The 25,091-nt window shown below is 42.3% G+C and carries 23 protein-coding genes; 7 read left to right on the top strand and 16 right to left on the bottom strand.

The features are described 5' to 3' along the window. Positions 1-59: 59 nt before the first annotated feature. Positions 60-512, top strand: a complete 453-nt coding sequence (locus tag AXF18_RS02235) for a universal stress protein (protein ID WP_000079162.1) — start codon at positions 60-62, stop codon at positions 510-512. A 120-nt stretch (positions 513-632) separates the two neighbouring features. Here the strand turns inward: AXF18_RS02235 and AXF18_RS02240 are convergent, their stop codons facing one another. Together AXF18_RS02240 and AXF18_RS02245 are read right to left on the bottom strand one after the other, a co-directional pair. Further along, positions 633-2,642: a hypothetical protein gene (locus tag AXF18_RS02240; RefSeq protein ID WP_000731511.1), complete on the bottom strand. Its 2,010-nt coding sequence runs from the start codon at positions 2,640-2,642 to the stop codon at positions 633-635. A 506-nt stretch (positions 2,643-3,148) separates the two neighbouring features. Continuing rightward, positions 3,149-4,540 carry a Cof-type HAD-IIB family hydrolase gene (locus AXF18_RS02245; protein WP_000453123.1) on the bottom strand — a complete coding sequence of 464 codons (1,392 nt, stop codon included), beginning with the start codon at positions 4,538-4,540 and terminating at the stop codon, positions 3,149-3,151. Between the two features lie 65 nt (positions 4,541-4,605). On the opposite strand from AXF18_RS02245, the gene AXF18_RS02250 reads away from it, so the two are divergent. Further along, positions 4,606-5,568 carry an asparaginase gene (locus tag AXF18_RS02250; RefSeq protein ID WP_049500580.1) on the top strand — a complete coding sequence of 321 codons (963 nt, stop codon included), beginning with the start codon at positions 4,606-4,608 and terminating at the stop codon, positions 5,566-5,568. A 52-nt stretch (positions 5,569-5,620) separates the two neighbouring features. On the opposite strand, the gene ccpA is transcribed toward AXF18_RS02250, so the two are convergent. Then, the gene (gene ccpA / locus AXF18_RS02255; RefSeq protein ID WP_001090635.1) at positions 5,621-6,631 is read right to left on the bottom strand and encodes a catabolite control protein A; all 1,011 of its coding nucleotides are present in this window, start codon (positions 6,629-6,631) and stop codon (positions 5,621-5,623) included. A gap of 204 nt (positions 6,632-6,835) precedes the next feature. Here ccpA and AXF18_RS02260 point away from each other — a divergent pair, with 204 nt between their 5' ends. Then, positions 6,836-7,153 (top strand): DUF960 domain-containing protein, encoded by a 318-nt coding sequence (locus AXF18_RS02260; protein ID WP_000886047.1) that lies wholly within the window; start codon positions 6,836-6,838, stop codon positions 7,151-7,153. Positions 7,154-7,203: 50 nt separating this feature from the next. On the opposite strand, the gene AXF18_RS02265 is transcribed toward AXF18_RS02260, so the two are convergent. The 7 genes from AXF18_RS02265 to AXF18_RS02295 form a co-directional block, all read right to left on the bottom strand. Next, positions 7,204-8,487: a hypothetical protein gene (locus tag AXF18_RS02265; RefSeq protein WP_049500583.1), complete on the bottom strand. Its 1,284-nt coding sequence runs from the start codon at positions 8,485-8,487 to the stop codon at positions 7,204-7,206. After that, positions 8,480-9,301, bottom strand: coding sequence for a 2-amino-4-hydroxy-6-hydroxymethyldihydropteridine diphosphokinase (folK, locus tag AXF18_RS02270; RefSeq protein WP_049500585.1), 822 nt, complete (start codon positions 9,299-9,301; stop codon positions 8,480-8,482). Before folK ends, AXF18_RS02265 begins: the two co-directional genes overlap by 8 nt. A 240-nt stretch (positions 9,302-9,541) precedes the next feature. Continuing rightward, positions 9,542-10,096: a GTP cyclohydrolase I FolE gene (folE, locus tag AXF18_RS02275; protein WP_000380933.1), complete on the bottom strand. Its 555-nt coding sequence runs from the start codon at positions 10,094-10,096 to the stop codon at positions 9,542-9,544. Beyond that, entirely contained in the window at positions 10,077-11,399 is a 1,323-nt protein-coding gene (locus AXF18_RS02280; protein WP_065371417.1) for a folylpolyglutamate synthase/dihydrofolate synthase family protein, read from the bottom strand. The genes folE and AXF18_RS02280 overlap by 20 nt, the downstream gene beginning before the upstream one ends. 1 nt (position 11,400) lies before the next feature. Beyond that, positions 11,401-12,375, bottom strand: coding sequence for a dihydropteroate synthase (gene folP, locus AXF18_RS02285; RefSeq protein ID WP_000240368.1), 975 nt, complete (start codon positions 12,373-12,375; stop codon positions 11,401-11,403). 75 nt (positions 12,376-12,450) lie between these two features. Then, a complete protein-coding gene (locus tag AXF18_RS02290) occupies positions 12,451-13,158 on the bottom strand; it encodes a CPBP family intramembrane glutamic endopeptidase (RefSeq protein ID WP_000653642.1) in 708 nt (235 codons plus the stop codon). A gap of 54 nt (positions 13,159-13,212) precedes the next feature. Beyond that, the gene (locus tag AXF18_RS02295; RefSeq protein WP_000359243.1) at positions 13,213-14,631 is read right to left on the bottom strand and encodes an NCS2 family permease; all 1,419 of its coding nucleotides are present in this window, start codon (positions 14,629-14,631) and stop codon (positions 13,213-13,215) included. A gap of 187 nt (positions 14,632-14,818) precedes the next feature. On the opposite strand from AXF18_RS02295, the gene AXF18_RS02300 reads away from it, so the two are divergent. The 4 genes from AXF18_RS02300 to AXF18_RS02315 all read left to right on the top strand — a co-directional run bounded on the left by AXF18_RS02300 (position 14,819) and on the right by AXF18_RS02315 (position 18,717). Further along, positions 14,819-15,631: a Cof-type HAD-IIB family hydrolase gene (locus AXF18_RS02300; protein WP_000162371.1), complete on the top strand. Its 813-nt coding sequence runs from the start codon at positions 14,819-14,821 to the stop codon at positions 15,629-15,631. 282 nt (positions 15,632-15,913) lie between these two features. Then, positions 15,914-16,903: a PTS sugar transporter subunit IIB gene (locus AXF18_RS02305; RefSeq protein ID WP_000021984.1), complete on the top strand. Its 990-nt coding sequence runs from the start codon at positions 15,914-15,916 to the stop codon at positions 16,901-16,903. 75 nt (positions 16,904-16,978) lie between these two features. Beyond that, positions 16,979-17,791, top strand: a complete 813-nt coding sequence (locus tag AXF18_RS02310; protein WP_049490467.1) for a PTS mannose/fructose/sorbose transporter subunit IIC — start codon at positions 16,979-16,981, stop codon at positions 17,789-17,791. 14 nt (positions 17,792-17,805) lie between these two features. Further along, positions 17,806-18,717, top strand: a complete 912-nt coding sequence (locus AXF18_RS02315) for a PTS system mannose/fructose/sorbose family transporter subunit IID (protein ID WP_065371418.1) — start codon at positions 17,806-17,808, stop codon at positions 18,715-18,717. A gap of 61 nt (positions 18,718-18,778) precedes the next feature. Here the strand turns inward: AXF18_RS02315 and AXF18_RS02320 are convergent, their stop codons facing one another. The 6 genes from AXF18_RS02320 to AXF18_RS02350 all read right to left on the bottom strand — a co-directional run bounded on the left by AXF18_RS02320 (position 18,779) and on the right by AXF18_RS02350 (position 25,068). After that, complete coding sequence (locus tag AXF18_RS02320) at positions 18,779-21,007, bottom strand: HAD-IC family P-type ATPase (protein ID WP_065371419.1); 2,229 nt, start codon at positions 21,005-21,007, stop codon at positions 18,779-18,781. Between the two features lie 165 nt (positions 21,008-21,172). Further along, on the bottom strand, positions 21,173-22,507 hold the full coding sequence (gene pepC, locus AXF18_RS02325) for an aminopeptidase C (protein ID WP_065371420.1): 1,335 nt from the start codon (positions 22,505-22,507) through the stop codon (positions 21,173-21,175). A gap of 109 nt (positions 22,508-22,616) precedes the next feature. Beyond that, positions 22,617-23,339, bottom strand: coding sequence for a pseudouridine synthase (locus AXF18_RS02335; protein WP_065371421.1), 723 nt, complete (start codon positions 23,337-23,339; stop codon positions 22,617-22,619). A 73-nt stretch (positions 23,340-23,412) separates the two neighbouring features. After that, positions 23,413-23,643: a GlsB/YeaQ/YmgE family stress response membrane protein gene (locus tag AXF18_RS02340; RefSeq protein ID WP_000901575.1), complete on the bottom strand. Its 231-nt coding sequence runs from the start codon at positions 23,641-23,643 to the stop codon at positions 23,413-23,415. A 9-nt stretch (positions 23,644-23,652) separates the two neighbouring features. Then, entirely contained in the window at positions 23,653-24,894 is a 1,242-nt protein-coding gene (locus AXF18_RS02345) for an aminopeptidase (RefSeq protein ID WP_065371422.1), read from the bottom strand. A gap of 21 nt (positions 24,895-24,915) precedes the next feature. Beyond that, positions 24,916-25,068 (bottom strand): hypothetical protein, encoded by a 153-nt coding sequence (locus tag AXF18_RS02350; protein ID WP_000776617.1) that lies wholly within the window; start codon positions 25,066-25,068, stop codon positions 24,916-24,918. Positions 25,069-25,091 lie beyond the last annotated feature (23 nt).

Here is a 25,091-nt window from a genome sequence, read left to right on the forward strand (position 1 = left end):
TTTACTTCTTTAGTGAAAAGGATTACAATAACAGTAAGAAAATTTCAGGAGGTTTCATTATGGCACAACGTTACCAAAATGTTATGGTCGCAATTGATGGTTCTAAAGAAGCGGACTTGGCTTTCGTCAAAGGTGTTTACACTGCTCTACGCAACGAATCCAAGCTCACCATTGCCCATGTTATCGACACACGCGCTCTTCAAAGCGTGTCTACCTTTGATGCTGAAGTTTACGAAGAGCTCCAAGTCGATGCTGAAAGTCTGATGAAGGAGTACGAAAAGCGCGCAAGAGATGCTGGTGTGACCGATATTCACATCGTCATCGAAATGGGAAATCCAAAAACCCTCCTTGCCCGTACTATTCCAGACGCAGAAAATGTCGACCTGATTCTCGTTGGTGCAACAGGGCTCAATGCCTTTGAACGCCTCTTGGTTGGCTCTTCATCTGAGTATATTCTTCGCCATGCAAAAGTCGATTTGCTGGTCGTGAGAGAAAGTGAAAAAACATTGTAATCATTAAAAAAGGAGCCTCTGGCTCCTTTTTGTTTGTCCTGGTTGGGTCAGAAAAAGGCTTTAAACAATTGTTTAAAGCCTCTATCTTATTTAGAAAGTAGTCAATCTCAAAAGATTGAATTATTTGTAACTGTATGCCCAGTAGTATACACCGTTTCCATCAACTACTGCTGCTACAGCTCCTTCAGTGACATTCGGATCGAGAAGCAAGTCTCTCAAACCACTGTTTGCCCATTTCTTAACGACAACAGCAGCATCTTCATCACGACGTCCTACAAAGCCTGTGCTATCGTATTGACGTGAAATTTCATTTACTTTCGGAAGTGCTTGATTTTGATAAATGTCTTCAGACCAAGTCAATTCTTTCAATCCTTGAGCTTTACGAGTCTCATTGATTTTAGCGAAAGCTTCTTTCGCTTTTGAAACATAGTCATAGTTTGTATCATTTGTTGCTTCAACACGGTAAACAAACTTCACATAACCAAATTCTACATCACTGTATTTCTTGTCTTCGACACCACTCTTGAGATTTGCAATCAAGACATAGTCCTTAGCGTATGGGTTTTCTTTCGTCTTCTCAAAGATTTCTGGATCTTCGATTTCCCACTCAACTTTAGCATCCCAACCAGAGTTATCAAGGAACTTAGGATTCATTTTTTCGATGACATAGTTTTTGAACTCTTCAACATTCTTGAATGGCAATGCTTGACCTGCTTTAGCAGTCGTTACCAAGTTAGTTGAGTAAAGTTTCACGCTTGAGTTCTTGTCACTGTACATGTACTCGTCATCAGCAGTGTTTTCGTGAAGTTTTGGATCACGAGCTGGATCGTTTGGATCAGTCATCCCTTGAAGTTTCCATTTTCCTCCAAGCCACTTCCAGTATGCTGAGTAACCTGTACGCTCTGAATTAGATGATACATAATAGTAATGTGCACTACCGTCGAAGTAGTAGTTTTTATCATTCTTGAGGACTGCATCACCTGGTTTACCTGGTGGGTAAACCAATTTTGGAGTTTGTCCATTTGGTGCCCAAGCCAAGTGTTCCAATCCTTCAGCTGGTTTTTCAACATAATCAGGGATTTGGTTTTCACTTGGTTCATCAGTCGTTACCAAACCTGGTGTTGTTGGGATAGCTGGAGTTGCTGGTGTTTCTGGTTTTGGTTCTGCTGGTGTTTCTGTTGATGGCTTGAATGGATCAAATTCACTATCAGCACCATTAATTGGTGGGTTTTCTGGTAGGTCAACACTTGGAGTTGCTGGTTGCTCTGGTTTTGGCTCAGCTGGTGTTGTTGGCTCTTCAGGTTTATCACTAGGAGCTGGTGTTGGAGCCTCTGGTTCTGCTGGTGTTGGAGCAGGAACTTCAGGTTGACTTGGTTGTGCTGGCTCAACCGGAGTTGTTGGTTGTTCTGGTTTTGGTTCAGCAGGAGTTGCTGGTTGTGCTGGTGTTGGCTCAGCTGGTTGTGCTGGTTGTGCTGGTGTTGTATCAGCAGAATCTTTCACCAATACCCACTTACCATTTTGGTAGTAGTAATAATCACCATTGTCCAATACATAGTAATGGTATCCATTTTCGTAACGATAGTGCGGATCGTTTTCCAAGTTGTTAGTAGATGAGTTGTTGTTACTATTGTTTGTCAAAGGTTTCCACTGACCGTTACGATAAATACGGTAGCTACCGTCGTTCATGCGGTAGTAGTGATTGCCATTCCAGTAAATATAGTTTTCATCGCTAGCAAGGTTGTTGTAACTATTCCAATAGTTATAACCATAGTAGTTGCTACTGTTGTCATAGCCATAGTAGTTATTCCAATTATTGTAACCGTAGTTGTAACTTGGGTAATAGCTACCATATCCATAATTATAGCTTGGGTAGTAGCTATTGTAGCCATAGTTATAGCTTGGGTAATAACTGTTGTAGCCATAACTTCTTACAGTATAGTTTGATGTGCGGCTACGATTTGCAGTAGTACGGTTAGAAGTACGATTGCTTGAACGGCGGCTAGTTCTTGTATAGTAGCTATTATTCCCATTCCAGTTGTAAGCAGCGTGAGCTTCACTTGGTGCAAAAGTTGGAAGCATTGTTACAGCTGTTAAAACAGAAGCTGTCAAATAGGTATATTTTTTCTTCATTTCAACCTCTTAATTCTTTAATTTCTAAACTTGAAAATTAAAATAATAAAAATAATAATAAAAATTTGGAAAGCAATTGTGCACAATTTTATAACTAACCCTCAAAACTAGAGTGAATTCTTCACATCAACTTGTTAACAGGCCTGAAATAAACAAGTTGACTTTCTGTCTTTAAAAAGAGCATATTATAGCAGCGTGAGGATTTTATATTTATTCGCTTTCTGAATTCATTCTAACACATCAACTTTCAAATATCAAATAATTTGACTCATCTTTTTTTGATATTTTTTTAAAAGGAAAGCTAGATAAATTGGGGTAAAATGCCACTCTGCATTATTTTTTGTAAACTAAAATATTTTTCTTTTCTTTTTCAAAAAAAATTTCAAACGTTTTCTAATTCAAAATAAGTATAAATATGCTAATAATAATTAGTGATATATATGTAATTGTTCGGATTTCGGTTCAAAAAATCCCCGAATTTTTCATCCAGGGAAAAGAATTTTCTCTTATTTTTTATTTTTTCTTTCTTTATGTCGCTCATAAGCTTTAAACTGACGTTGTAGTTCCTGTCGGATGACAGGTTCTGGAGCATATTTTTCTTCCCAGTCATCTGGTTTTAAAATCTTGTGTGTAACTGGGTCAAAATGAGCTTTTCCGTCTGGGAAAACCTTCCCCATATTTGCTTCATGAACAATATCAAAAATGCGTTCTGGGTCTACTCCCATCAAAACAAAACTACCGTATGTAAAATACAGTGTGTCAATCAAAGCATCCACTTGACCGACCAAGTTTTGCTTAGCAGGCGTCTTTTTCTCCACTTTCTCTGCCGCCTTATCAAGTGCCTCATGCATGCTTGCAAGGGAGTTTTGGAATTCTTCCTCCGAAGAACTTGCTGCACGAACAAACTCCACTAATTCTTCAATTTTAAAGTCTGCGCGGTGGGTTGCACCTTCAGCATCCCATGCCTGTGGCTCTTCTTGAGTTCGTTCATCCATCATGTGGTGGAAGGTTTTGACCTTATTAAAGTGGTAGTCTCGACTGACAAACACTTTTTCTGAAGCCAAAACACCAAAGTGCTCGAGCGCCTTGTGGATACCATCTTGTTGATTACTTGCCGTAATATGCTTGGCAACTTCTTTGACACTGCTACTGCCATTTCCCATAGCAACCGACATACCAACACCCGCTAACATTTCCAGATCGTTGTCTGAATCACCAAAGGCCATGACTTGGTTGAGATCAAAGCCATATTCTTTCCCGACTCGGCGAATGCCTTCTAGTTTGGAATTTCCTTGGTTAATGATATCTGCTGCAAAAGGATTGCTTCGAGTTAATTTCAAATCTTCAAAATCACTTGCTGCCTTCTCAGATTCTTCTGGCGTCATCAGCATCAAAACTTGATAAATGGGTTGATTAATCAAGTTAAGCAAGTCGTCTTCCTTTTGAGGAACTGCCTTGCTGACCATTCGATTAAAGGAACGGCTAACGGTTCTTGTCAGAACAGTCGGAATAAAACGACTAACCAGTTGGGAAAAGGAGCCGAGACCAAATGACATAATCTTCGAACCAACAACGGCATGCTCGGTTCCAAGAGCGATTTCTTTACGCTCCTTTTTAGCATAAGCAATCAGTTGACGTAGGCTTGACTTAGCGATTGGGCTTGCAAAGAGTACCTTTTCTTTATTAAAAATGTATTGGCCATTGTAGGTCACCGCAAAGTCTAGGTCCAAGTCTTCCATCAATTCCTTGACAAAAAACGGCCCTCGTCCTGTCGCTACTCCAACAAGCACTCCTTGCTCTTTGACAATCTTAATCGCGTCCTTAGTGGATTTCAAAACACTCTTGCGATCGTTGACTAGCGTTCCATCGATATCAAAAAAAACAGCCTTGACTTCCATCCTGTCCCATTCTCCCCTTTTGTGTTACAATGATTATACCACATTTCAGAAAGAGTGACTAAATCATGCCTAAGAAAATCCTTGTTTTACATACAGGTGGGACTATTTCCATGCAAGCAGACGCCACTGGTGCCGTTGTAACTAGTCAGGACAATCCCATGAACCATGTTTCCAATCCACTTGAAGGAATTGAGGTTCATACCCTAGACTTTTTTAATCTGCCAAGCCCTCATATCAAACCCAATCATATGCTTGCACTCTATCATAAGATTAAAGAGGAAGCTGATAACTATGATGGAGTTGTCATCACACATGGTACAGATACCTTAGAAGAAACAGCTTACTTCCTTGATACCATGAAAATTCCGCCCATCCCCATCGTTCTAACAGGGGCCATGCGTAGTTCAAACGAACTTGGTAGCGACGGTGTATATAACTATCTGAGCGCTTTGCGAGTTGCCAGCGATGACAAAGCAGCCGACAAGGGTGTACTGGTCGTCATGAACGACGAGATCCACGCAGCCAAGTATGTTACCAAAACTCATACGACCAACGTCAGCACCTTTCAAACCCCAACACATGGACCACTTGGCCTCATCATGAAGCAAGAAATCCTCTACTTCAAAACGGCTGAGCCTCGTGTCCGGTTTAATCTTGAGCATATTCAAGGTCTGGTTCCCATCATCTCAGCCTATGCCGGTATGACAGACGAGCTGATTGATATGTTAGACTTAGAACAGCTGGATGGCTTAGTCATTCAGGCCTTTGGAGCAGGCAATATTCCCAAAGAAACAGCTCAAAAGTTGGAAAATCTCCTCCAAAAAGGAATCCCAGTCGCCCTGGTCTCACGTTGTTTTAATGGTATTGCTGAACCTGTCTACGCCTACCAAGGTGGAGGGGTGCAGTTGCAACGAGCTGGTGTTTTCTTTGTCAAAGAACTCAACGCTCAAAAAGCGCGCCTCAAATTATTAATTGCCCTTAATGCTGGACTAAAAGGACAAGCTTTGAAAGACTATATGGAAGGATAAACCTCTTCTCTAGAAAGCAAATCAGGAAATCTTCACGATTCCCTGATTTTTTCTATTTACGTTTTCGTGTAGAGCGGCGTTCTGTCAAACCATGAGGTAGGAGAACTTCACGTTCTTCCAACTCTTCCTTATGCATAATCTTAGTCAACATACGCATGCTGATAGCACCTAGGTCATAAAGAGGTTGGGCAATAGTCGTCAAGTTTGGACGAGTGAATCGTGCAATCTGAGAGTCATCTGTCGTAATGATTTCAAACTCTTCTGGTACAGACACACCGTGGTCAGCCAAACCATTTAGGACACCTGCTGCCAATTCATCACCTGTTACAACTGCGGCTGTAGCTTGTGATGAAATCAAGCGTTCTGCCAAGGCATAACCATCGTCATAGCTGTATTTTGATTCAAAGACCAATCCCTCGCTATAAGAATGTCCTGCTTTTTTCAAGGCTTCCTTGTAACCAATCAAACGAACCTTGCCATTGATATCATCGACGAGTGGTCCACTCACAAAAGCAATCTTTTCGTTTTCTTTTAGAAGGTAGCTTACAGCATCAATCGTTGCTTGTTTGTAGTCGATATTTACACTTGGAAGTTGGTGTTCTACATCTACAGTACCAGCAAGAACAACCGGTGTCCGTGAACGAGAAAACTCTGAACGAATCTTTTCAGTCAAGTGATAGCCCATAAAGATAATCCCATCGACTTGTTTTGAAAAGAGAGTGTTGACTACTGAAACTTCCTTTTCATCATCCTCATCACTATTTGCAAGGACAATGTTATACTTGTACATTTCAGCAATGTCGTCAATTCCCTTAGCAAGCGTTGAGAAATAACCATTGGTAATGTTAGGAATCACAACTCCGACTGTCGTTGTTTTCTTGCTAGCCAAACCACGTGCTACCGCATTTGGACGATAGTCCAAGCGATCAATCACTTCTAGGACTTTTTTTCGAGTGTTCTCTTTAACATTCTTGTTGCCATTAACGACACGGCTAACTGTTGCCATCGAAACTCCTGCTTCACGGGCGACGTCATAAATCGTTACTGTATCATCTGTGTTCATTCCGTTTCCTTTCTATAATGAAAATTTCGCTTTCACGCATCTACTTACTCCATTTTATCACTTATTGTAAACACTTTCAAGTATTTTTTAGAGAAACTTTGAAAAAATTTCACAGTTTATTCCCATTTTGAAAAAGCAAGTAGGATTTCTTGATTTTTAAGACATTTTGCTGTATGATAAGGAAAATAAAGGGGGGAGGAAAACATGGCTTTTACAAATACACAGAGACGTTCCGCTAGTTTTGGTGTCGTGACCAGCTTACCTGATGATGTCATTGACTCTTTATGGTATATTATCGATCATTTCCTGAAAAATGTCTTTGAATTAGAAGAAGAACTTGAGTTTCAACTGCTCAACAATAAGGGGACCATCACCTTCCATTTTTCTAGCCAGCACCTTCCGACTAGCATTGATTTTGATTTCAATCATCCTTTCGATCCCCTTTACCCTCCTAGGGTCCTTGTTTTAGATACGGACGGTAAAGAAACCATCCTCCTTCCAGAAGAAAATGACCTATTTTAAAAACTCTAGCTTCTCGGCGCAAACTGCTGAGGAACTAGAGTTTTCTTTTTCTAATAAATGGATCGACTGACAACTAGACCGTTTGGTTTTGTATACTCTAAGTCAAGATAATCCTGATAAGTCCCTGGCACAATGAAACCTTGAGGACTCAATATATCAGTCCCAGCTTTTCCTACGATAGAGTCTGCCAGCAAGACACAATTGGTACTAAGAACAAAGTAGGTCTTAAACTCGGATGAACTGAATTTATAGAGGATCGCATCTGCTTCCTGTTTCAGTTGGTAGGAGTAGGTATGCTTTACCTCGCCCTCTCTTCTTTTCATCAACTGTGAACTTGGTTCCCAAGGAATTAACAGGTCTTCTATCTCTTCTAGACGAGCTTGGATGGCTGCTTTCTGTTGGTCTGTCAAACTCAGACCATAAGCAAACAAGGTCTTCTGACTTTCCCTCTTACAGAGCTCGATGTATTTTTCCCGATTGGCCTTAAACAAAACACCATCTCCAACCATGCCGAACAAACGCTCCGAGTGGGGATCATACGAGCCATAGGAAATAACCTTCCCTTGGTAACAAATATCCACATGTCCCATAGCGAGGAAGAAAGAGGTTTCTGAGGTATGGATAAAAATTTCCAGATCAACTACCTGATCGTTTTTTCTTTCTGAATGAACTTCCCCTTCTTGGCTTTCATGATTTGCCAGCCACTCATTTAGTTTTCGCAAGGTGCTGATAGGGATCAAAGCCGTCACAAAGATCGGCAAGGTCATTCGCATTCGTCGTTTCAGCTTGGGATTGTTTTCTATCTTTTCAAAAAAGAAACCGTCCCGGAGGCTACTAGCTCCTAGCATGAGCAAGTAAAACCCAAGCAAGAGCAATTCAAAATTCGCTGCATCGTGAAAAGGAGAGATGCTATAAAGACCGAATCCTATCATCCATACAGCATCGAAGAGATGATGGAGCCGAGGATGAATGGCATTTTTTCGATAGAGAGACCAGGTCACAAGACTAATGATGCCCGTAAACAGCTGGTAGCTCGCAATGATAAAAACCAGGAGATAGAGGGCAAGGTCTTGCAAGATGATAGAGTCAAACACCAGAGCCGCAACCGCCAGCTTTCCCAAGGTTACAAAGATATTTTCCCGACGTTTTTTATCCTGAAACCAGCGAGTCAACAAGTGCCAAACTGCTGACAAGGAAAAGTAACCCATCAGCAACTGGTATCCCATTCTCGGAATAACTTGTCCAAATCGAATCAAGAGAAGCCCTAAAACAATAGCAAGTAGTCCCTCCCCAATACTCTTCCACTTACTATAGGTCTCGGAAAGCTTAGGCATTTCCTTGCTCCAACTGGTCAACCAAGTATCGAATTGGTTGCTTTAGGATCGGATGGATAAAATGGGGAGCTATTTCCACTAACGGCTCAAGAACAAAGAGGCGTTCTGCTATATAAGGATGAGGCAATATGAGCTCGTCTGTGTAAATAATCTGGTCCTCCATAAAGAGTAGGTCCAAATCAATCAAACGAGGCCCCCAATGCACCTCTCGAACCCGTCCCATTTCTAACTCAATGGCTAACAATGTTTCTAACAAGACTGGTGCTGGTAGCCAGGTTTCTACTTCAATCACCTGATTGGCAAAGCTATCCTGATCCACACCACCCCAAGGCTCCGTCGTCAAAACACTGGACTCTTTGAGAATATGGATACCTCGAGTTCGCAGTTTGTCAATGGCTTGCTCCAAGTTTGCTTGCTTATCTCCCATATTACTTCCTAGAGCGATAAAGGCCCGTTGTTTGCGACGGCGAATGGTCACCGAGCAGGTATCCAATGGTAAATGCACTGGAGCCCACGGTTTTTTTAGTTCCAACTCAATCTCTTGGACAAGAGGATAGGTCTCAAAGGTACGTTCAACTAATTTGTAGGCTACCGTTTCAATCAAGTCCTCAGTGCTTTCCTGAAACCAAGTCGTCCACTGCTGACACAGTTCTCCGTAATGGACAGAAGCTGTTAAATCCAATTCTGTAGCCGCCTTGGTCATATCATAGGATAAGCTTGCGGAAATAACAAACTTCTGCCCTAATTCTTTCTCACTAGGGAAAAGACCATGATAGGCAAAAATTTCCAAATCTTTAATCTGCAGTTGATCCATAATTAGTCCTTTCTAGAAAAATCCGCATGAAGCGGATTCTTTTTATACTCAATGAAAATCAAAGTGCAAACTAGGAAGCTAGCCGCAGGTTGCTCAAAGCACTGCTTTGAGGTTGTAGATAAAACTGACGAAATCAGCTAAAAACACTGTTTTGAGGTTGTGGATAGAACTGACGAAGTCAGTAACCGCACCTACGGCAAGGTGAAGCTGACGTGGTTTGAATTTGATTTTCGAAGGGTATTATAGTCCCATTAAACGATAAGCTTGGTCTCGGAGGTCCTTATCTGTTTCAAATACACCTCGCGCTACTGTCGTCAAGGTTGCCGTGCCTGGCTTTCTGACACCACGCATGCTCATACACATATGTTCCGCCTCAATGACAACAAAGGCTCCTTTAGCACCCAGATAGTCCATCAAGGCATCGGCCACCTCAATATTCAAACGCTCTTGAATTTGTGGTTTTTTAGAATAAACTTCAACCGTACGGGCTAGCTTAGACAAGCCTGCCACCCGACCATCTGGAATGTAGGCAATGTGCGCTCTCCCATAAAAGGGCAAAAAGTGGTGCTCACACATAGTGTGGAAAAAGATATCCTTTTCTACAACCATATTATCGTCGATAATCTCAAAGGATTTTGACAGGTGTTCCTCAGCAGTTTGGCCAAGACCTGAAAAAATCTCTTGGTACATACGAGCTACACGAGCAGGTGTTTCCTGCAAGCCCTCGCGGTTAGCGTCCTCACCAACAGCCTCAATAATCATTTTTACAGCCGTTTCAATCTTTTGTGTATCCATTCTCGTTCTTCCTCTCCATCAGATAGGCTCTCACTTGGCTCAAGAAATACAAGGAACCTGTGACAATCCTAACTGTTTGTTTCTCTTCATTTTTATCTGTCAATTTCTGCTCTAGAAAATCCTGCCAAATTTGGTAATTGAGATTTCTAGACTTGGCTGTCTCTTTCAGCACGCTTTCATCCGTCGCCCGACTATCGTCAAAATGGGTTAAAGTCAATTGACTATCTGGCACCGTCTCTAGCAAATCCAGCATATCCTCCAAGGCCTTGGTCTTGATACAAGTAAAGAGGATTTCCTTATGATAATCCGCAAAGCGTTCTTGCAAGGTTGCTAATAAAGCCTTGATAGCATGGGGATTGTGGGCCCCATCCAAAATCATCAAGGGGTCGCTAGACACGACCTCCAAACGCCCTGGCCATCTGGTCTCTTTCAAAGCTTGAGCAACCAAGTCATTACTTGCCAACTCCCGCCTATCTTCTTGACAAAAAGTATCAAGTAAAGCTATGGCCATCCCCGCATTCTCTATCTGGTGCAAACCAAGCAGACCTGTTTGAAAGCTCCCTTGTCTGACAGAACTGGTATAATCAAAGATTTCGCCTGTCACCACACTCTTTTGGTGACTGACCTGATAATCTTTTCCATAGGTAAGTCTAGGCGCATTTTTAGCTTCTGCAATAGAGTCTATCACAGTCAAGGCTTCAGGAACAATATGACCTGTCACTAATGGAATGCCTTGTTTGATAATACCAGCCTTCTGCTCTGCTATGGCTTCCAAGGTGTCACCAAGTAGGGCTACATGATCCAGTCCAATGGTCGTAATTCCTGTTAAAATTGGCTGGCAGACATTAGTACTATCCAAAAGACCACCCATGCCGACTTCCATGATAGCCACATCTACTTGTTCTGAGGCAAAGTAATCATAGGCTAGAGCTGTGATAATCTCAAACTCGGTTGTTCCCTGCAAATTGTCAGCAGATTCTCTCTCAAGCAAAGACTGATAGTCTGCCATGAGAGCTTCTAGTTTCGCTTCAGGAATGGATTCCCCATTAATGCTAATCTGGTCTGTATAATGAATGAGATAGGGCGAGCTGAACACCCCAACTCTCAGGTCTAGCCCTTCCAGCATCTTTTTCAAAAAAGCAATGGTCGACCCCTTGCCATTGGTCCCCCCGATATGGATGACCTTAAGTTTGAGATGGGGATTGCCTCGCAGAGCTAGGAGTTCCACCATTCGCTCCAAACCAAAATGCGGTTGGTCCGTCCGGTAGTGGGCAATCCACTGATTGTTTTGAATTTCGTTCATCTTACTTATATTGTTTTAAATCTAGATTTTCTGCATCATCGGCCAAACGGATAGCAGAGGCAATTTCAACTGCCATCCTGTGACTGGCAACATCATGCACGCGCACCACTTCTACACCCTGTCTCGCAGCGATAGTCGTTACATGAGCCGAAGCGGTGTCCCGATTTCGGAAACCGACTTCCGTCTCAGGATTGACTTCAAAGCCATTTTCTTCTAGGATATTGATGACAAATCGCTTACGCGAAACTCCAAGAAAAATCGGATAGCCTTGCTGGTGTAGTTTATCTAGATCCCGTAGAAGGAGTAGATTTTCCTTCTTGGTCAGACCAAAGCCAATCCCTGGATCCAGCAGAATATTTTCTCTTGCAATTCCAGCTTGGTTCGCTCTCGCTAGAGCATGTTCAAAGAAAGCCTCCATCAAGTTTTCGATTGGCACTTTTTCAAAGTCAGCTAACTCTTCTTCTGTAAAAGCTTGTCTAAAACCAAAATGAGGAAATATGAGTGAACTAGGGTGCTGAGGACGAACCATAACTGGATTAAACATGATAACCACTTTTGCTCCAGCCTTCGCAACCACATTCGCCATTTTCTCATCTCCCATGAGACCCGTGATGTCATTTACCAGATTGGCACCAGCAGCCAAGGCGGCCTCTGCCACCTGACTTTTCCAAGTATCGATAGAAATGAGGACATCACTTTCCTCACGGATAGCTTTAATCACTGGAACAACACGCTGGATTTCCTCTTCTATCTCAACATAGCTACTGCCCGGCCGAGTCGATTCTCCACCGATATCTAGCATGCTCGCTCCTTCTGCTATCAATTTACGAGCCTGCTGGAGTGCCTGCTCAAGAGCAAAAAACTGCCCACCATCCGAAAAAGAATCTGGGGTTACGTTGATAATTCCGCAAATAGCTGTCTTTGCATGATTAGCTTTACTTGACATATCGGTCACTCCCTCAAGGTTTTTCACCATATTATCTTTCTATTTTACCATAAAAAGAAAAAGATGAACACGCTAGTGTTCATCTTTTCCAAGCGGGCCAATGGTTTAGAATGATAGACCTAGATTTCTACTAATCAATACCAATAAGGCCAACAAACAAAATGCAATACCATTGAGAATCATATGAAGCAAAATGGACATCTCCAAACGCTCAGTCTTATAGGCTGTCCAAGTCAAAACCGTTGACATTCCTCCATAAATAATTACAGAAGGTAAATTGGTTGGCATATGGAGCAAGGCAAAGACGATTGCACCAACAACAAAACCTAGTTTTTCTTTTCCACGGAAGATCTTTTTAGGAATAATTCCACGACACAAAATTTCTTCACAAATCGGCGCAATCAAGACTAGTAGGAAGAAAGTTGAAATCAAGGAACTATTCTGAACCAAACCATTCAGTATTGATTGGTTATTGGTTGTTGCCTCATTTGTTAGTCGAAGCAGGAGTGAACCCAAGAGATTTGTCGCAAAAATCACCAGATAACTCAGTACCAAGCGAGCCAAGTCTTTTGCCTTAAAAAAGGATAGATTAAAAGTAGCAAGTTGTGTTTTTCGTGCACCAATAATAAATACAATCAAAACGACTATGGATAGGGCACCAACTAAGAGCCCTGACTGTAAAATCGGAAACTGTTTGTTTGCTAAAAACAAAGCAAGTCCTATGGGAAATTGAGATAGAACAAAAGCTACCAAAAGGATGAGCACCCATTTCCCTCTGTTCAAAACCTCTTGCCAAATCGTCTTATCTTTCATGATGTACCTCCTTATAATTAAAAAGGGGAGACTCCCCTTTTTCTATTATACCATTTATAGCGCCATACTGATATAGTTAAGGATAAACAAGGCATCCAAAATCCAAATCATCACGTGCACATCCTTGGCTTGACCTTTGACAACTTTTGTCAAGGTATATGTCAAGAAACCAACAGCAATCCCTTGTGTGATAGAGTAGCTGAATCCCATAAAGATAGATGTGAAGAAGGCAGGAACCGCTTCAGCCATATCATCCCAAGGGATATTTTTCAAGTTAGAAAGCATCATGATTCCGACGATGATCAAAATTGGTGCTGTTGCAGCTGTCGGAACAATCGCTAGAAGTGGGCTAAAGAAGCTAGATAGAGCAAAACAGATCGCAACCACTAGGGCTGTCAACCCAGTACGTCCACCAGCACCGATACCCGCCGCAGACTCAACATAGGTTGTAACGTTTGATGTACCTGCAATGGCACCTACTGAAGTTGCCACCAAGTCAGAGTAAAGAGCCTTGTCCAATTTAACTGACTCATGGTTTTCCCCACTTGTCGCAACGATACCAACTTTTTCACCAGTACCGATAAGAGTACCGATTGTATCAAAAATATCCGTTAGTGAGAAGGCAAGAATAGCCATCAAGGTTTCTGGTAAACGCGAAGTGTTTGAAATCAAAGATCCTAAACCTTCTGAACCAAGAGCAGCACCAAACAAAGTTCCTAAATCATTAACCGCTGATGAAAGATTATTGCTAGCAAAGTCGATCCCTGACAATTTGACAACACCAACAGCAATAGCAAGGACAGTCGTTGTTAAAATAGAAAGAATAATTCCACCCTTGATGCCTTTAACAACAAAGAAGATGGTAATAGCCAGACCTGCAAGAGCCACCAATACGGCTGGAGTATTGAAGTCTACCAAGCCTGGAACAGCTGCTGAGTTTGCTGTAAGTGCAGCTTGAGCCTTGTCCGCTCCTTCACCTGCTACAGTATAAGTACCTGGATCGATTGAGAATTTCAAGAGACCAGCATTCTTAATCCCAACATAGGCAAGGAAAACACCAATACCAGCCGAAATAGCTGAACGAAGTGTTGTGGGAATAGATTCGATGATCATTTTACGAACATTTGTCAAGGTAATAATCAGTGAAATAATTCCACAAATGAAGACCATACCAAGAGCTTCTTTCCAAGTATAGCCCATCCCAAATACAACTGTAAATGTAAAGAAGGCATTCAATCCCATACCTGGTGCTTGTGCGTAGGGCAAATTAGCATAGAAAGCCATCATCAAGGTACCGACTACAGAACCGATAATCGTTGCCAAGAACACACCTTGAACAGGCATACCCGTTTGGGAAAGCATTTGAGGGTTTACAAAGAGAATATAACTCATTGCAAAGAATGTTGTTAAACCAGCAAGCACCTCTGTACGAACATCTGTCCCGTGCTCTTTTAGTTTAAATAGTTTGTCCATCTTTAATCTCCTTTTGTTTTTTACGAACAATATTAGTATTATATCATTTATCATTCACCTTTTCAATATGTTTGTTTGATTTGTTTAATAAATCAAAGCAACTGTAGTTTTTGTTCTTATCTGCTTTTCTTCCTTCTTTTTGATATAATAGAAGACATCTTATCTGGAAACGACTAGGAAGGTTTATATGACTAAAAAAATTATCGCAGTCGATTTGGACGGAACCCTGCTGAATAGTGAAAGCAAGCTCTCCGATTTCACCAAAGAGACAATCAAAAAAATTTCAGAAAAAGGACACCATGTTATCATCACGACGGGACGTCCGTATCGTATGGCAAAAGATTTCTACCGTGAGCTAGAATTGCATACTCCCATGATTAACTTTAATGGTTCTCTTACCCATCTACCAGGACAGGCTTGGGAGCATGAAAAGTGCTTGACCTTGGACAAAAAATACCTCCTAGACATGGTCAAGCGCACGGAGGACATCCAGGCTGATTTTATTGCAGGAGAATATCGAAAAAAATTCTATATCACGACTCCGAATGAAGAAATTGCGGATCCTAAACTATTTGGCGTAGAGAACTTCCGGCCGGAAAATCAATTCAAACCTGAACGAGTAACCAAAGATCCCAACTGCATCCTTTTGCAAACAAGGGCTGAAGACAAATACGCTTTAGCGGACGAAATGAATCGTTTTTATCAGCACCAACTAGCTATCAATACCTGGGGCGGTCCCCTCAACATCCTCGAGTGTACTCCCAAAGGTGTAAACAAGGCATTTGCTCTAGAGTACTTGCTCAATGTGATGAATCGTGATAAAAAAGACTTAATCGCCTTTGGTGATGAGCATAATGACACTGAAATGTTGGCATTTGCAGGCAAGGGATATGCTATGAAAAACGCCAATCCTGCTCTTCTTCCATATGCAGACGAACAACTTCCTCTGACCAACGAAGAAGATGGAGTTGCCCACGCTTTACAAAATTTATTCCTATAAAAGGGAAGATTGCACGGTCGCAATCTTTCCTTTTTGTTTTCATTCCATTTTCACAAAAGCGGCTCATTTTCTGTATTTTTATATTAAATTTTCTATTACCATTTTCATTTATCTCTCAAAAGCATTTATATATTAATATTTTTAAAAAGTCATTCTATGAAAACTTTTACATCTTTTTAGAAAAAGTAGTTGATTTTTATATGAAAACGGTTTATACTTAAGGTTAGGCTTAAAGTTTTCTTAAACATACAGTCAAACATTTTATAAGGAGGAATGACAATAATGAGTATCGGAATCATTATTGCGAGCCACGGCGAATTTGCTGCGGGTATTCATCAGTCAGGATCTATGATCTTTGGTGAACAAGAAAAGGTTCAAGTTGTAACCTTTATGCCAAATGAAGGTCCAGATGACCTTTACGCTAAATTCAACAACGCTGTGGCTGCATTTGACGCAGAAGATGAGGTTCTAGTATTGGCTGACCTTTGGAGTGGATCTCCATTCAACCAAGCTAGCCGCGTAATGGGAGAAAATCCAGAACGTAAGTTTGCCATCATCACAGGACTGAACTTGCCGATGTTGATCCAAGCCTACACAGAGCGCCTTATGGACGCGAATGCAGGTGTGGATAAAGTCGCTGCGAATATCATTAAAGAAGCCAAAGATGGCATCAAGGCTCTTCCAGAAGAGCTTAACCCAGTTGAGGAAGTTGCAACTGCTGCAGCTGCTCCAGTTTCACAAGCTGCTATTCCAGAAGGAACAGTTATCGGTGACGGTAAACTGAAAATCAACCTTGCTCGTCTAGACACTCGTCTCCTTCACGGTCAGGTTGCCACTGCTTGGACTCCAGATTCAAAAGCAGATCGTATCATCGTTGCTTCAGACAACGTTGCAAACGACGAGTTGCGTAAAGAATTGATCAAACAAGCAGCTCCTAATGGAGTAAAAGCCAACGTTGTCCCAATCCAGAAATTGATCGACGTTGCAAAAGACCCACGTTTCGGAGAAACTCATGCCCTTATCTTGTTTGAAACTCCACAAGATGCACTTCGTGCTATCGAAGGTGGCGTGCCAATCAAGACCCTTAACGTTGGTTCTATGGCTCACTCAACAGGTAAAACAATGATTAACAACGTTTTGTCTATGGACAAAGAAGACGTTGCAACCTTTGAAAAATTGCGTGACCTCGGTGTTGAATTTGACGTACGTAAAGTACCAAACGACACGAAAAAAGATTTGTTTGACTTGATTAAGAAAGCAAATGTTCAATAATGTTAATCTGTTTCGATCATTTTTGAAAACAGGATTAAATACTTTATTAAAACTAAATAGAAAAGGAATAAAACCATGTCAGATATTTCAATCATTTCTGCTATCTTGGTTGTAGTTGTTGCCTTCCTTGCAGGTCTTGAAGGTATCCTCGACCAATTCCAATTCCATCAACCAATCGTCGCATGTACCCTTATCGGACTTGCAACTGGTAACCTCGAAGCAGGTGTTATGCTTGGTGGATCTCTTCAAATGATCGCCCTTGGTTGGGCAAACATCGGAGCTGCCGTAGCTCCTGACGCTGCTCTTGCATCTGTTGCCGCAGCGATTATCTTGATCAAAGGTGGTAACTTTACTACTGAAGGTATCGCCGTCGCAACAGCAACAGCTATCCCTCTTGCCGTAGCTGGACTTTTCTTGACTATGATTGTTCGTACAATCTCAGTTGGTTTGGTTCACACTGCAGATGCTGCCGCTAAAGAAGGAAATATTGCAGCTGTTGAACGTGCTCACTTTATCGCACTTCTTCTTCAAGGTCTTCGTATTGCAATCCCTGCAGCCTTCCTTATCGCTATCCCAGCTTCTGCCGTTCAAGATGCTCTTAAATTGATGCCAGAATGGTTGAATGGTGGTATGGCTGTCGGTGGTGCTATGGTCGTTGCCGTTGGTTACGCTATGGTTATCAACATGATGGCAACTCGTGAAGTATGGCCATTCTTCGCAATCGGTTTTGCTCTTGCAGCAATCTCTCAATTGACTTTGATTGCCCTTGGTGTCATCGGTGTTGCCCTTGCCTTCATCTACCTTAACCTTACAAAACAAGGTGGAAACGGTGGCGGCGGAGCTGCAACTTCTAACGACCCAATCGGTGATATCCTAGAAGACTACTAGAAAGGGGAACAATCATGGCTGAAAAAATTCAATTATCAAAATCAGATCGTCAAAAAGTTTGGTGGCGTTCACAATTCCTTCAAGGTTCTTGGAACTACGAACGTATGCAAAACTTGGGTTGGGCTTACTCATTGATCCCAGCTATCAAAAAATTGTACACTAAAAAAGAAGACCAAGCGGCTGCTCTTGAGCGCCACCTTGAATTCTTCAACACTCACCCATACGTCGCTGCTCCAATCATGGGGGTTACTCTTGCACTTGAAGAAGAGCGCGCTAACGGTGTTGAAATCGACGACGCGGCTATCCAAGGGGTTAAAATCGGTATGATGGGACCTCTTGCTGGTATCGGTGACCCAGTATTCTGGTTTACAGTTCGTCCTATCCTTGGAGCTCTTGGTGCATCACTTGCTGCATCTGGTAACCTTGTTGGTCCACTTCTCTTCTTCTTCGGATGGAATGCTATCCGTATGGCCTTCCTATGGTACACACAAGAGTTCGGTTACAAAGCTGGATCTGAGATCACTAAAGACATGTCTGGTGGTATCTTGAAAGACATCACTAAAGGTGCTTCTATCCTTGGTATGTTCATCCTTGCCGTTCTTGTACAACGTTGGGTATCCATCAACTTCACTATCAACCTTCCAGGCAAACAATTGTCAGAAGGTGCCTACATCAACTTCCCAGAAGGTCCTGTTACAGGAGCTGAGTTGAAGGGCATTCTTGGTCAAGCGCTTAGTGGTATGAGCCTAGATAGAGTTCAACCACAAACGCTTCAAGGTCAGTTGGACTCATTGATTCCAGGATTGATGGGACTTCTCCTTACTTTCCTCTGCATGTGGTTGCTTAAGAAAAAAGTATCACCAATCGCAATCATCCTTGCTCTCTTTGCAGTAGGTATTGCAGCTCGTTTCTTCGGTATCATGTAATCCAAGCAATTGAGAATATAGATAAAAAAGAATCAGGATTAAACCTGATTCTTTTTGTGTATCAACTTTTTCTTCTAGTCAGATAATGCAAGCCTCCAATCACCACTGCTAGGATGGCTACATAGACGACTTGGGTGGTTTCTAAAGGCACATACGCTCCTTGCAGTATAAAGGTATTGACAAGCACTCCAACAAGGGCTGCAAGGCTCAAAAGTATGAGCAAGACTAGTTTGTATCGATTAAATGGCAGGCTGACCTTGGCAACCAGACACAGACCATTGATCAGGGCAAGGAGGAAGCAAATAAATTTGACCTGACCAGGGACAGTGATAAAGAAGTTCGTCAAGAGTACACTAGCGACTAGAATGCCACCACCAATCGCAGCATTGGTCAAAATATCTCGCATAAAATGTGTGCTGACCTTTTCTTTATTGGACTCAAAAGTTAGGAAGAAAGATGGAATCCCAATCGTAATGGCTGAAATGATTGTAAACTGAATGGGGATAAAGGCAAATTCCAAACCAAAGATCACACTCAAAATGGCAAAAACGATGGAGAAGAAGGTCTTTGTTAGAAAAAGAGAGGCTACCTTTTGGATGTTGTTGATGACACGGCGTCCTTCCATCAAGATATCATAAAATACTGCAAAGTCATCTGTGAGAAAAACAATATTGGATACACTTTTGGCTGCGCTAGTAGCACCATTCATAGCAAAACTGATGTCTGCTTTTTTGAGAGCTAGAACATCGTTGACTCCATCACCGCTCATGGCAACTGTTTTACCAGCATTTTGCAAAATAGATACCATCTTTTGCTTCTGTTCAGGTGTCACCCGACCAAAGATATCGTGTTCCAAGACCACTCTTTCAAAGTCATCATCGCTCACCTTGGTCATGTCAATCGCCCGCGCTTCTTCCTTAAAACCTGCCTTACGAGCCACCCCATATACAGCCACATGATTATCACCACTGATAATCTTCACTTCAACACCTTGAGATTCGAAATAGTCAAAGGTTTCCTTGGTATTATCCTTGATTTCATCTGACAGAACGACGTGGCCTAGTAGTTCCATATTAGCTGGAGCCGTAATCTGGTCCTTGCTATAAGCAAGGGACAAAATTCGAAAACCTTGCTGTTTCAGATGCTCATAGTAGGCATCCATCGGCTGGGTAAAGCCTAGAAACTCATAAGCACCGAAAAAGTAAGTCCCACCATCTTTTACTTGGACAAAGGAATACTTGTTTTTGCTTGAAAAGGCACCAACTTCTTGAACTTCCCACTTTTTCTCACAGGTTAAGTAAGTCTTCAGAGCTCGCGATGTCGCATTTTCATCCTCAAAATAAGCCAGATAAGAAGATAGTTTCTCTACTAAATTAGCATCCATTTCTTGAACCTTCATATTACCAGTCGTGATGGTTCCTGTCTTATCAAAACAGAGAACATCTACACGTGCCAAGGTCTCTACACAGTATAGCTCCTGTACCAGAACCTTCTTTTTAGCCAGCTTCATAGCTGCTACTGCTAGGGACACACTAACTAGGAGAATCAAGCCCTCTGGAATCATGCCGACCAAGGCACCTGAACTTCCCAAGACGATCTCAACATAAGACCGTCCTAGACTAAAACCTCTGACATAGAGCAGAATGGCAACTGGCACCAGCAAGATGGAGACGATTTTTAAAATCTTATCCATGTAATCGCGCAGTTGAGAAGGGTATTTTTTGAATTCCTTGCTGGATTTTGCGAGTTTGTTAATATAGCTATCTGGACCCACAGCCGTTGCCATAACCAGACAAGTACCGCTGACGACATTGCTTCCGCTCATCAGCTGGTCACCAACTGTTTTAAAGATCGAATCACTCTCACCCGTCAGCAAGGACTCATCAACTTCAATATTTCCTTCAAGCACTTCTGCATCGACAGGTACCTGATCTCCCAGATTGAGATGCAGGTACTCGCCTAGAACGATGTCCTCTGGAGCAACCTCAATCGTTTGACCATCTCGGTTGACTCTGTACTTACTTTTACCAAGCAAACTCAGCTTTTCTAAGGCATTTTTTGAACGCACTTCTTGGAAAATCCCAATGGCTGTATTGATAGCAATCACACCTAAAAAGAGCATATTTTCAAATCGCAAGGTTGTGGCTACCAGAACTGCCAGAGCCAAGTTCATAGCATTAAAAAAGGTAAAGATATTTGAAACGACGATTTCCTTGGTTGTTTTATAGGGTTTAATGTCGCTGATATTTCGTTGACGATCCTTGATGTCTTGACTGCTTAAATACTTCATTTCTACTCCGATATCCTTTTGTACTACTATAGTAACACATATCTTTTTCTCTGTCACTTAAATACTCAAAATAAGAAGAACTCCCTTGGCAAGCATCATCTATCCCCACTTTAAGAAGGACTTAAAAAAGAAGCTAGGATTTCCCTAACCTCTTTTCTTTATGCTTTATTCTGCCAAGGCTCCCATTGGATCCCATGGTGCAAGTACGATTGGTTCTGCTTCATAAGCAGCTTGTTCTTCTGCTGTCAGCAATTCCTTACGGACAACGATTTGATAGGTGTATTCATCCATCCAAGCGTCTGAGGCGACGAAGTAACCATCTGTACCGACCTTGTCTCCCCATGAGTTTTCAACCTTCCACTTAGTTGACTTGCCATTTTCATCCAAATCAACACCTGTCAAGACCATAGCGTGGGTCATCAAGCTTTCGCTGTAGTCCAAACGTCCAGCCTTGTCTTGAGTCAGTTGAATATCCATACTTGATTCAAAGTCATAAACATCTGTCGCAAGGATCCCGGCTTTGCGGTTGCTGAGCTGGCCGACATCTGAACCAAACCAAACAGTTTCTCCTGTCTGCATTTGGGCAATCGCCAATTCTTTCAAGCGCTCCATAGGAACGTTGATGTAGCGAACTGCACGGCTACCAACCACATTTCCCAACATCTCAACTGTGTAAGATTTGCCGTAAGGCTTGTCAGCAGTTGGAGCATTGATAACAGAAACATAGTCTTCTAGAGGAAGATTGACATATTTCTTGTAAAATTCCTGTGGTGTGATTCCTTTTTCACTTTGGTAGTTATCATCCTTATCGCGATAAGCAAAGTCAAATTTACGTGGTGGAAGCCCTAGTGACATAGCAAGGAAGTTAAAGATTTCTTGCAAGAGGTCTTCTTTCTTAGCTTGAACAGTCGCTTGGTCTGCACCAGCAGCAAGCAAGTCACGCAAGATTTGAGCATCTTGGCGAAGCAATTTGTTGAGGATTGCATTTAGCTCACGGCTACTGCTAGATGAAACTGACTCAGGATAAACTGACTTAGGCACAACACCGTATTTCTCAAAGAGAGAAACGACCATATCCCATTGACCACCGTCTTGTTGTGGAGTTTGGAGTAGGAAGCTAACCTTGCGGCTCGTCAATTCTTGGTCTGCAGTCGCAATCACTTGCTCCAAGAACCAGTTGGATTTCTCGTACTTGTCCCAGAAGAATGTGTGGGCTTGTGACAACTCAAAGTTCTCCAGTTTGTATTGAGAGATGAGTTTGTGGCGGAAGGTGTTGAGAGCTGCAAACATCCAGCAACGACCAGACGCTTTCTGGTTGGTTACCTTGTCCTTGGTCAAATCCAATGAGAAAACAGGTGCATTGTCGACATGGCTTTGGCGACGCTCTAGGGCTGCAAAAATTCCGTTGTGACTGGCAGCATTTTCGATTGCTTGGTATTTGACATTTGCTTCATAGTTGGCAAATAGTTTATCTGTAAATGATTCTTGAATCGCGTTCATAGATTCCTCCTTTTATTCTACTGTCTATTATAACTCTTTTCACAAAGGAAGCAACTGAAAAACGAAAAAGGCAAGGACATTCTCCTCACCTTTTCTAACATAAACCCAATTAAGCAATACTAGCAAGGAGATTTTCTAACTCCTCCTTGGTCAAACGACGCCATTCTCCTCGTTCTAAGTTCTCATCCAAAACTAAAGTTCCCATCGTCAAACGTTGTAGGTTCACCACTTCCTTGCCACAGTAGGCCACCATTCGTTTGACTTGATGAAACTTCCCTTCAGCAATGGTCACACGAACCAGACTTTGATTTTTTTCTGGATCTACTGATACAAGCTCCAGTTTAGCTGGCTGGCAGGTAAAGTCCTTGAGCGGAATCCCCTTAGCAAATGTCTCCACGTCTTCTTGGCTCATGATTCCCTCGACTTGAGCCAAATAGGTCTTATCCACATGACGTTTTGGTGAAAGAAGAGCATAGGCCAGCTTGCCGTCATTAGTCAAGAGCAGGAGACCATGGGTATCAATGTCCAAGCGCCCCACTGGAAAGACTTCCTTGGCGCGAGCAATATCATCCAACAAGTCCAACACTGTTCTGTGTTTAGAATCCTCAGTCGCTGAAATGACTCCTTGGGGCTTGTTCATCATGTAGTAAACAAACTCCTCGTACTCTAGCACTTGACCGTCAAAACGAATTTGGTCTCTTTCTTCGTCAATCTGCAGTTTAGCTGATTTTTCTTTCTTGCCATTGACCGTCACGCGTCCAGCCTTGAGCAAGTTTTTGACCTCTGTCCGACTTCCCACAGCGCAGGCAACTAAAAATTTATCTAATCTCATAGAACTATTATATCATACTCAAAAGGAGGCTAGTCCAAGTGACCAACCTCCTTTTTTCTAATTTTTCAAGAAACTAACTTCCTCGTCTCCAGAAAATAGCTAAGACAATCATAGCTCCTAAAATAGCTGGGATAATGGCCGTTCCTGCTATAATTGGACCCCAAGTTCCAAAGAGCAGGTGGCCCAGAAAGGCACCAATCCAGCCGAGAAACATTTTCCCAAAACATCCCATGCTCTCTCCACGATTGGTCAAAGCACCTGCCAAGAGTCCCACTAGGAGACCAACAAACATACTTCCAAGCATAACTTCTCCTTAAATTGCCCAGTCTCCATTACGGAAGAGTGGTACACGTGTGCCATCCTCACGGATACCATCGATATCCATTTGGCTAGAACCAATCATAAAGTCAACGTGAACATCTGAACGGTTCAGTCCAGCAGCTTCAAGTTCTTCTTCGCTCATCTCTGCACCACCAACAACACTAGTCGCATAGGCAGCACCAATAGCCAAGTGGTTGGACGCATTTTCATCGAAAAGGGTGTTAAAGAAGGTAATACCTGATTGAGAAATTGGACTTGGATCTGGTACCAGGGCACATTCACCCAAGGCACGCGCACCCGCATTTTCAAAGACAAGGTCTTTCATGACCTGATCACCCTTCTCAGCAGCGATGTCTACGATTTGTCCGTCTTTAAAGGTCACCTTAATCCCTTCGATGATATTTCCGTTATAGCTAAGTGGTTTTGTAGAGGTTACATAGCCATCTGCACGACGGAAGTCAGGAGCCGTAAAGACTTCTTCTGTTGGCATATTTGGCAAGAAACCTTCTCCCTGTGCATTGATAGCACCAGCTGATTCCCAAACGTGGTTTTTTGGCAAACCAAGTGTCAAATCTGTCCCTGGCGCTGTGTAGTGAAGGCCTGAGAATTGCTCTTTATTGAGCATTTCCGCCTTGCTCTTAAGGATTGCTGCATGTTCTTCCCAAGCCTTAACAGGATCTTCTTCGTAGACACGGCAAGTTTTGAAGATTTGATCCCAAAGGAGGTCCACTGCTTCTTCATCGCTCGCAGCATTTGGAAAGACCTTCTTAGCCCACTCAAGCCCTGCTGCAGCTGCTACAGTCCAGCTAACCTTGTTGGATTGCGTTGCGATACGCATTGACTTCATGGCAAGTCCCATAGCTTTGGCAGAAGCTGAAAGCTTGTCAGCGTCTACTCCGTTCAAGGCACCTGGATCAGATGAGCGAACTCCAAGACGGCTAGCCTTGTTCTCCAAGAGATAGTTCATCTCAGCAATCTTGTATTCTGGCACATTGTCCAAACGCTCCATTGGCGCGTGGAGGAATTTCTCGCGATTTACAAAGTCATCTGCCCATTGAACGATAACTTCGTGTGCTCCAAGTGCATAAGCTTCTTTGACGATTAAGTGAGCCAACTCACGTTGCTCCACATCGATAGAGAGAGCCAAAGTGTGACCCGGTTGCACATTCACACCGTTTGCAACCAACAATTTCGCATATTTTTCTAGATTTTCTTTAAAATTTGGTAAAACCATTCTATTCTTCCTTTTCTTTTGTTATTTTTCCTTCAGAGCAGAAAATAATCCTGCTAAAGCAATGGCACCAGACAAGAGCGCTGTCGATAGGATAATTGTTTCATCTGCCAGCTCTAGCTGATAGTCAAAAACCTTTTCAGCTGGTTTATCTTCCGCAAAAATCCTAAGCTTCATAAAGATGTTCTCCATTCTAATTC

The organism is Streptococcus sp. oral taxon 064, from assembly GCF_001683375.1.
Classification (GTDB): domain Bacteria; phylum Bacillota; class Bacilli; order Lactobacillales; family Streptococcaceae; genus Streptococcus; species Streptococcus oralis_S.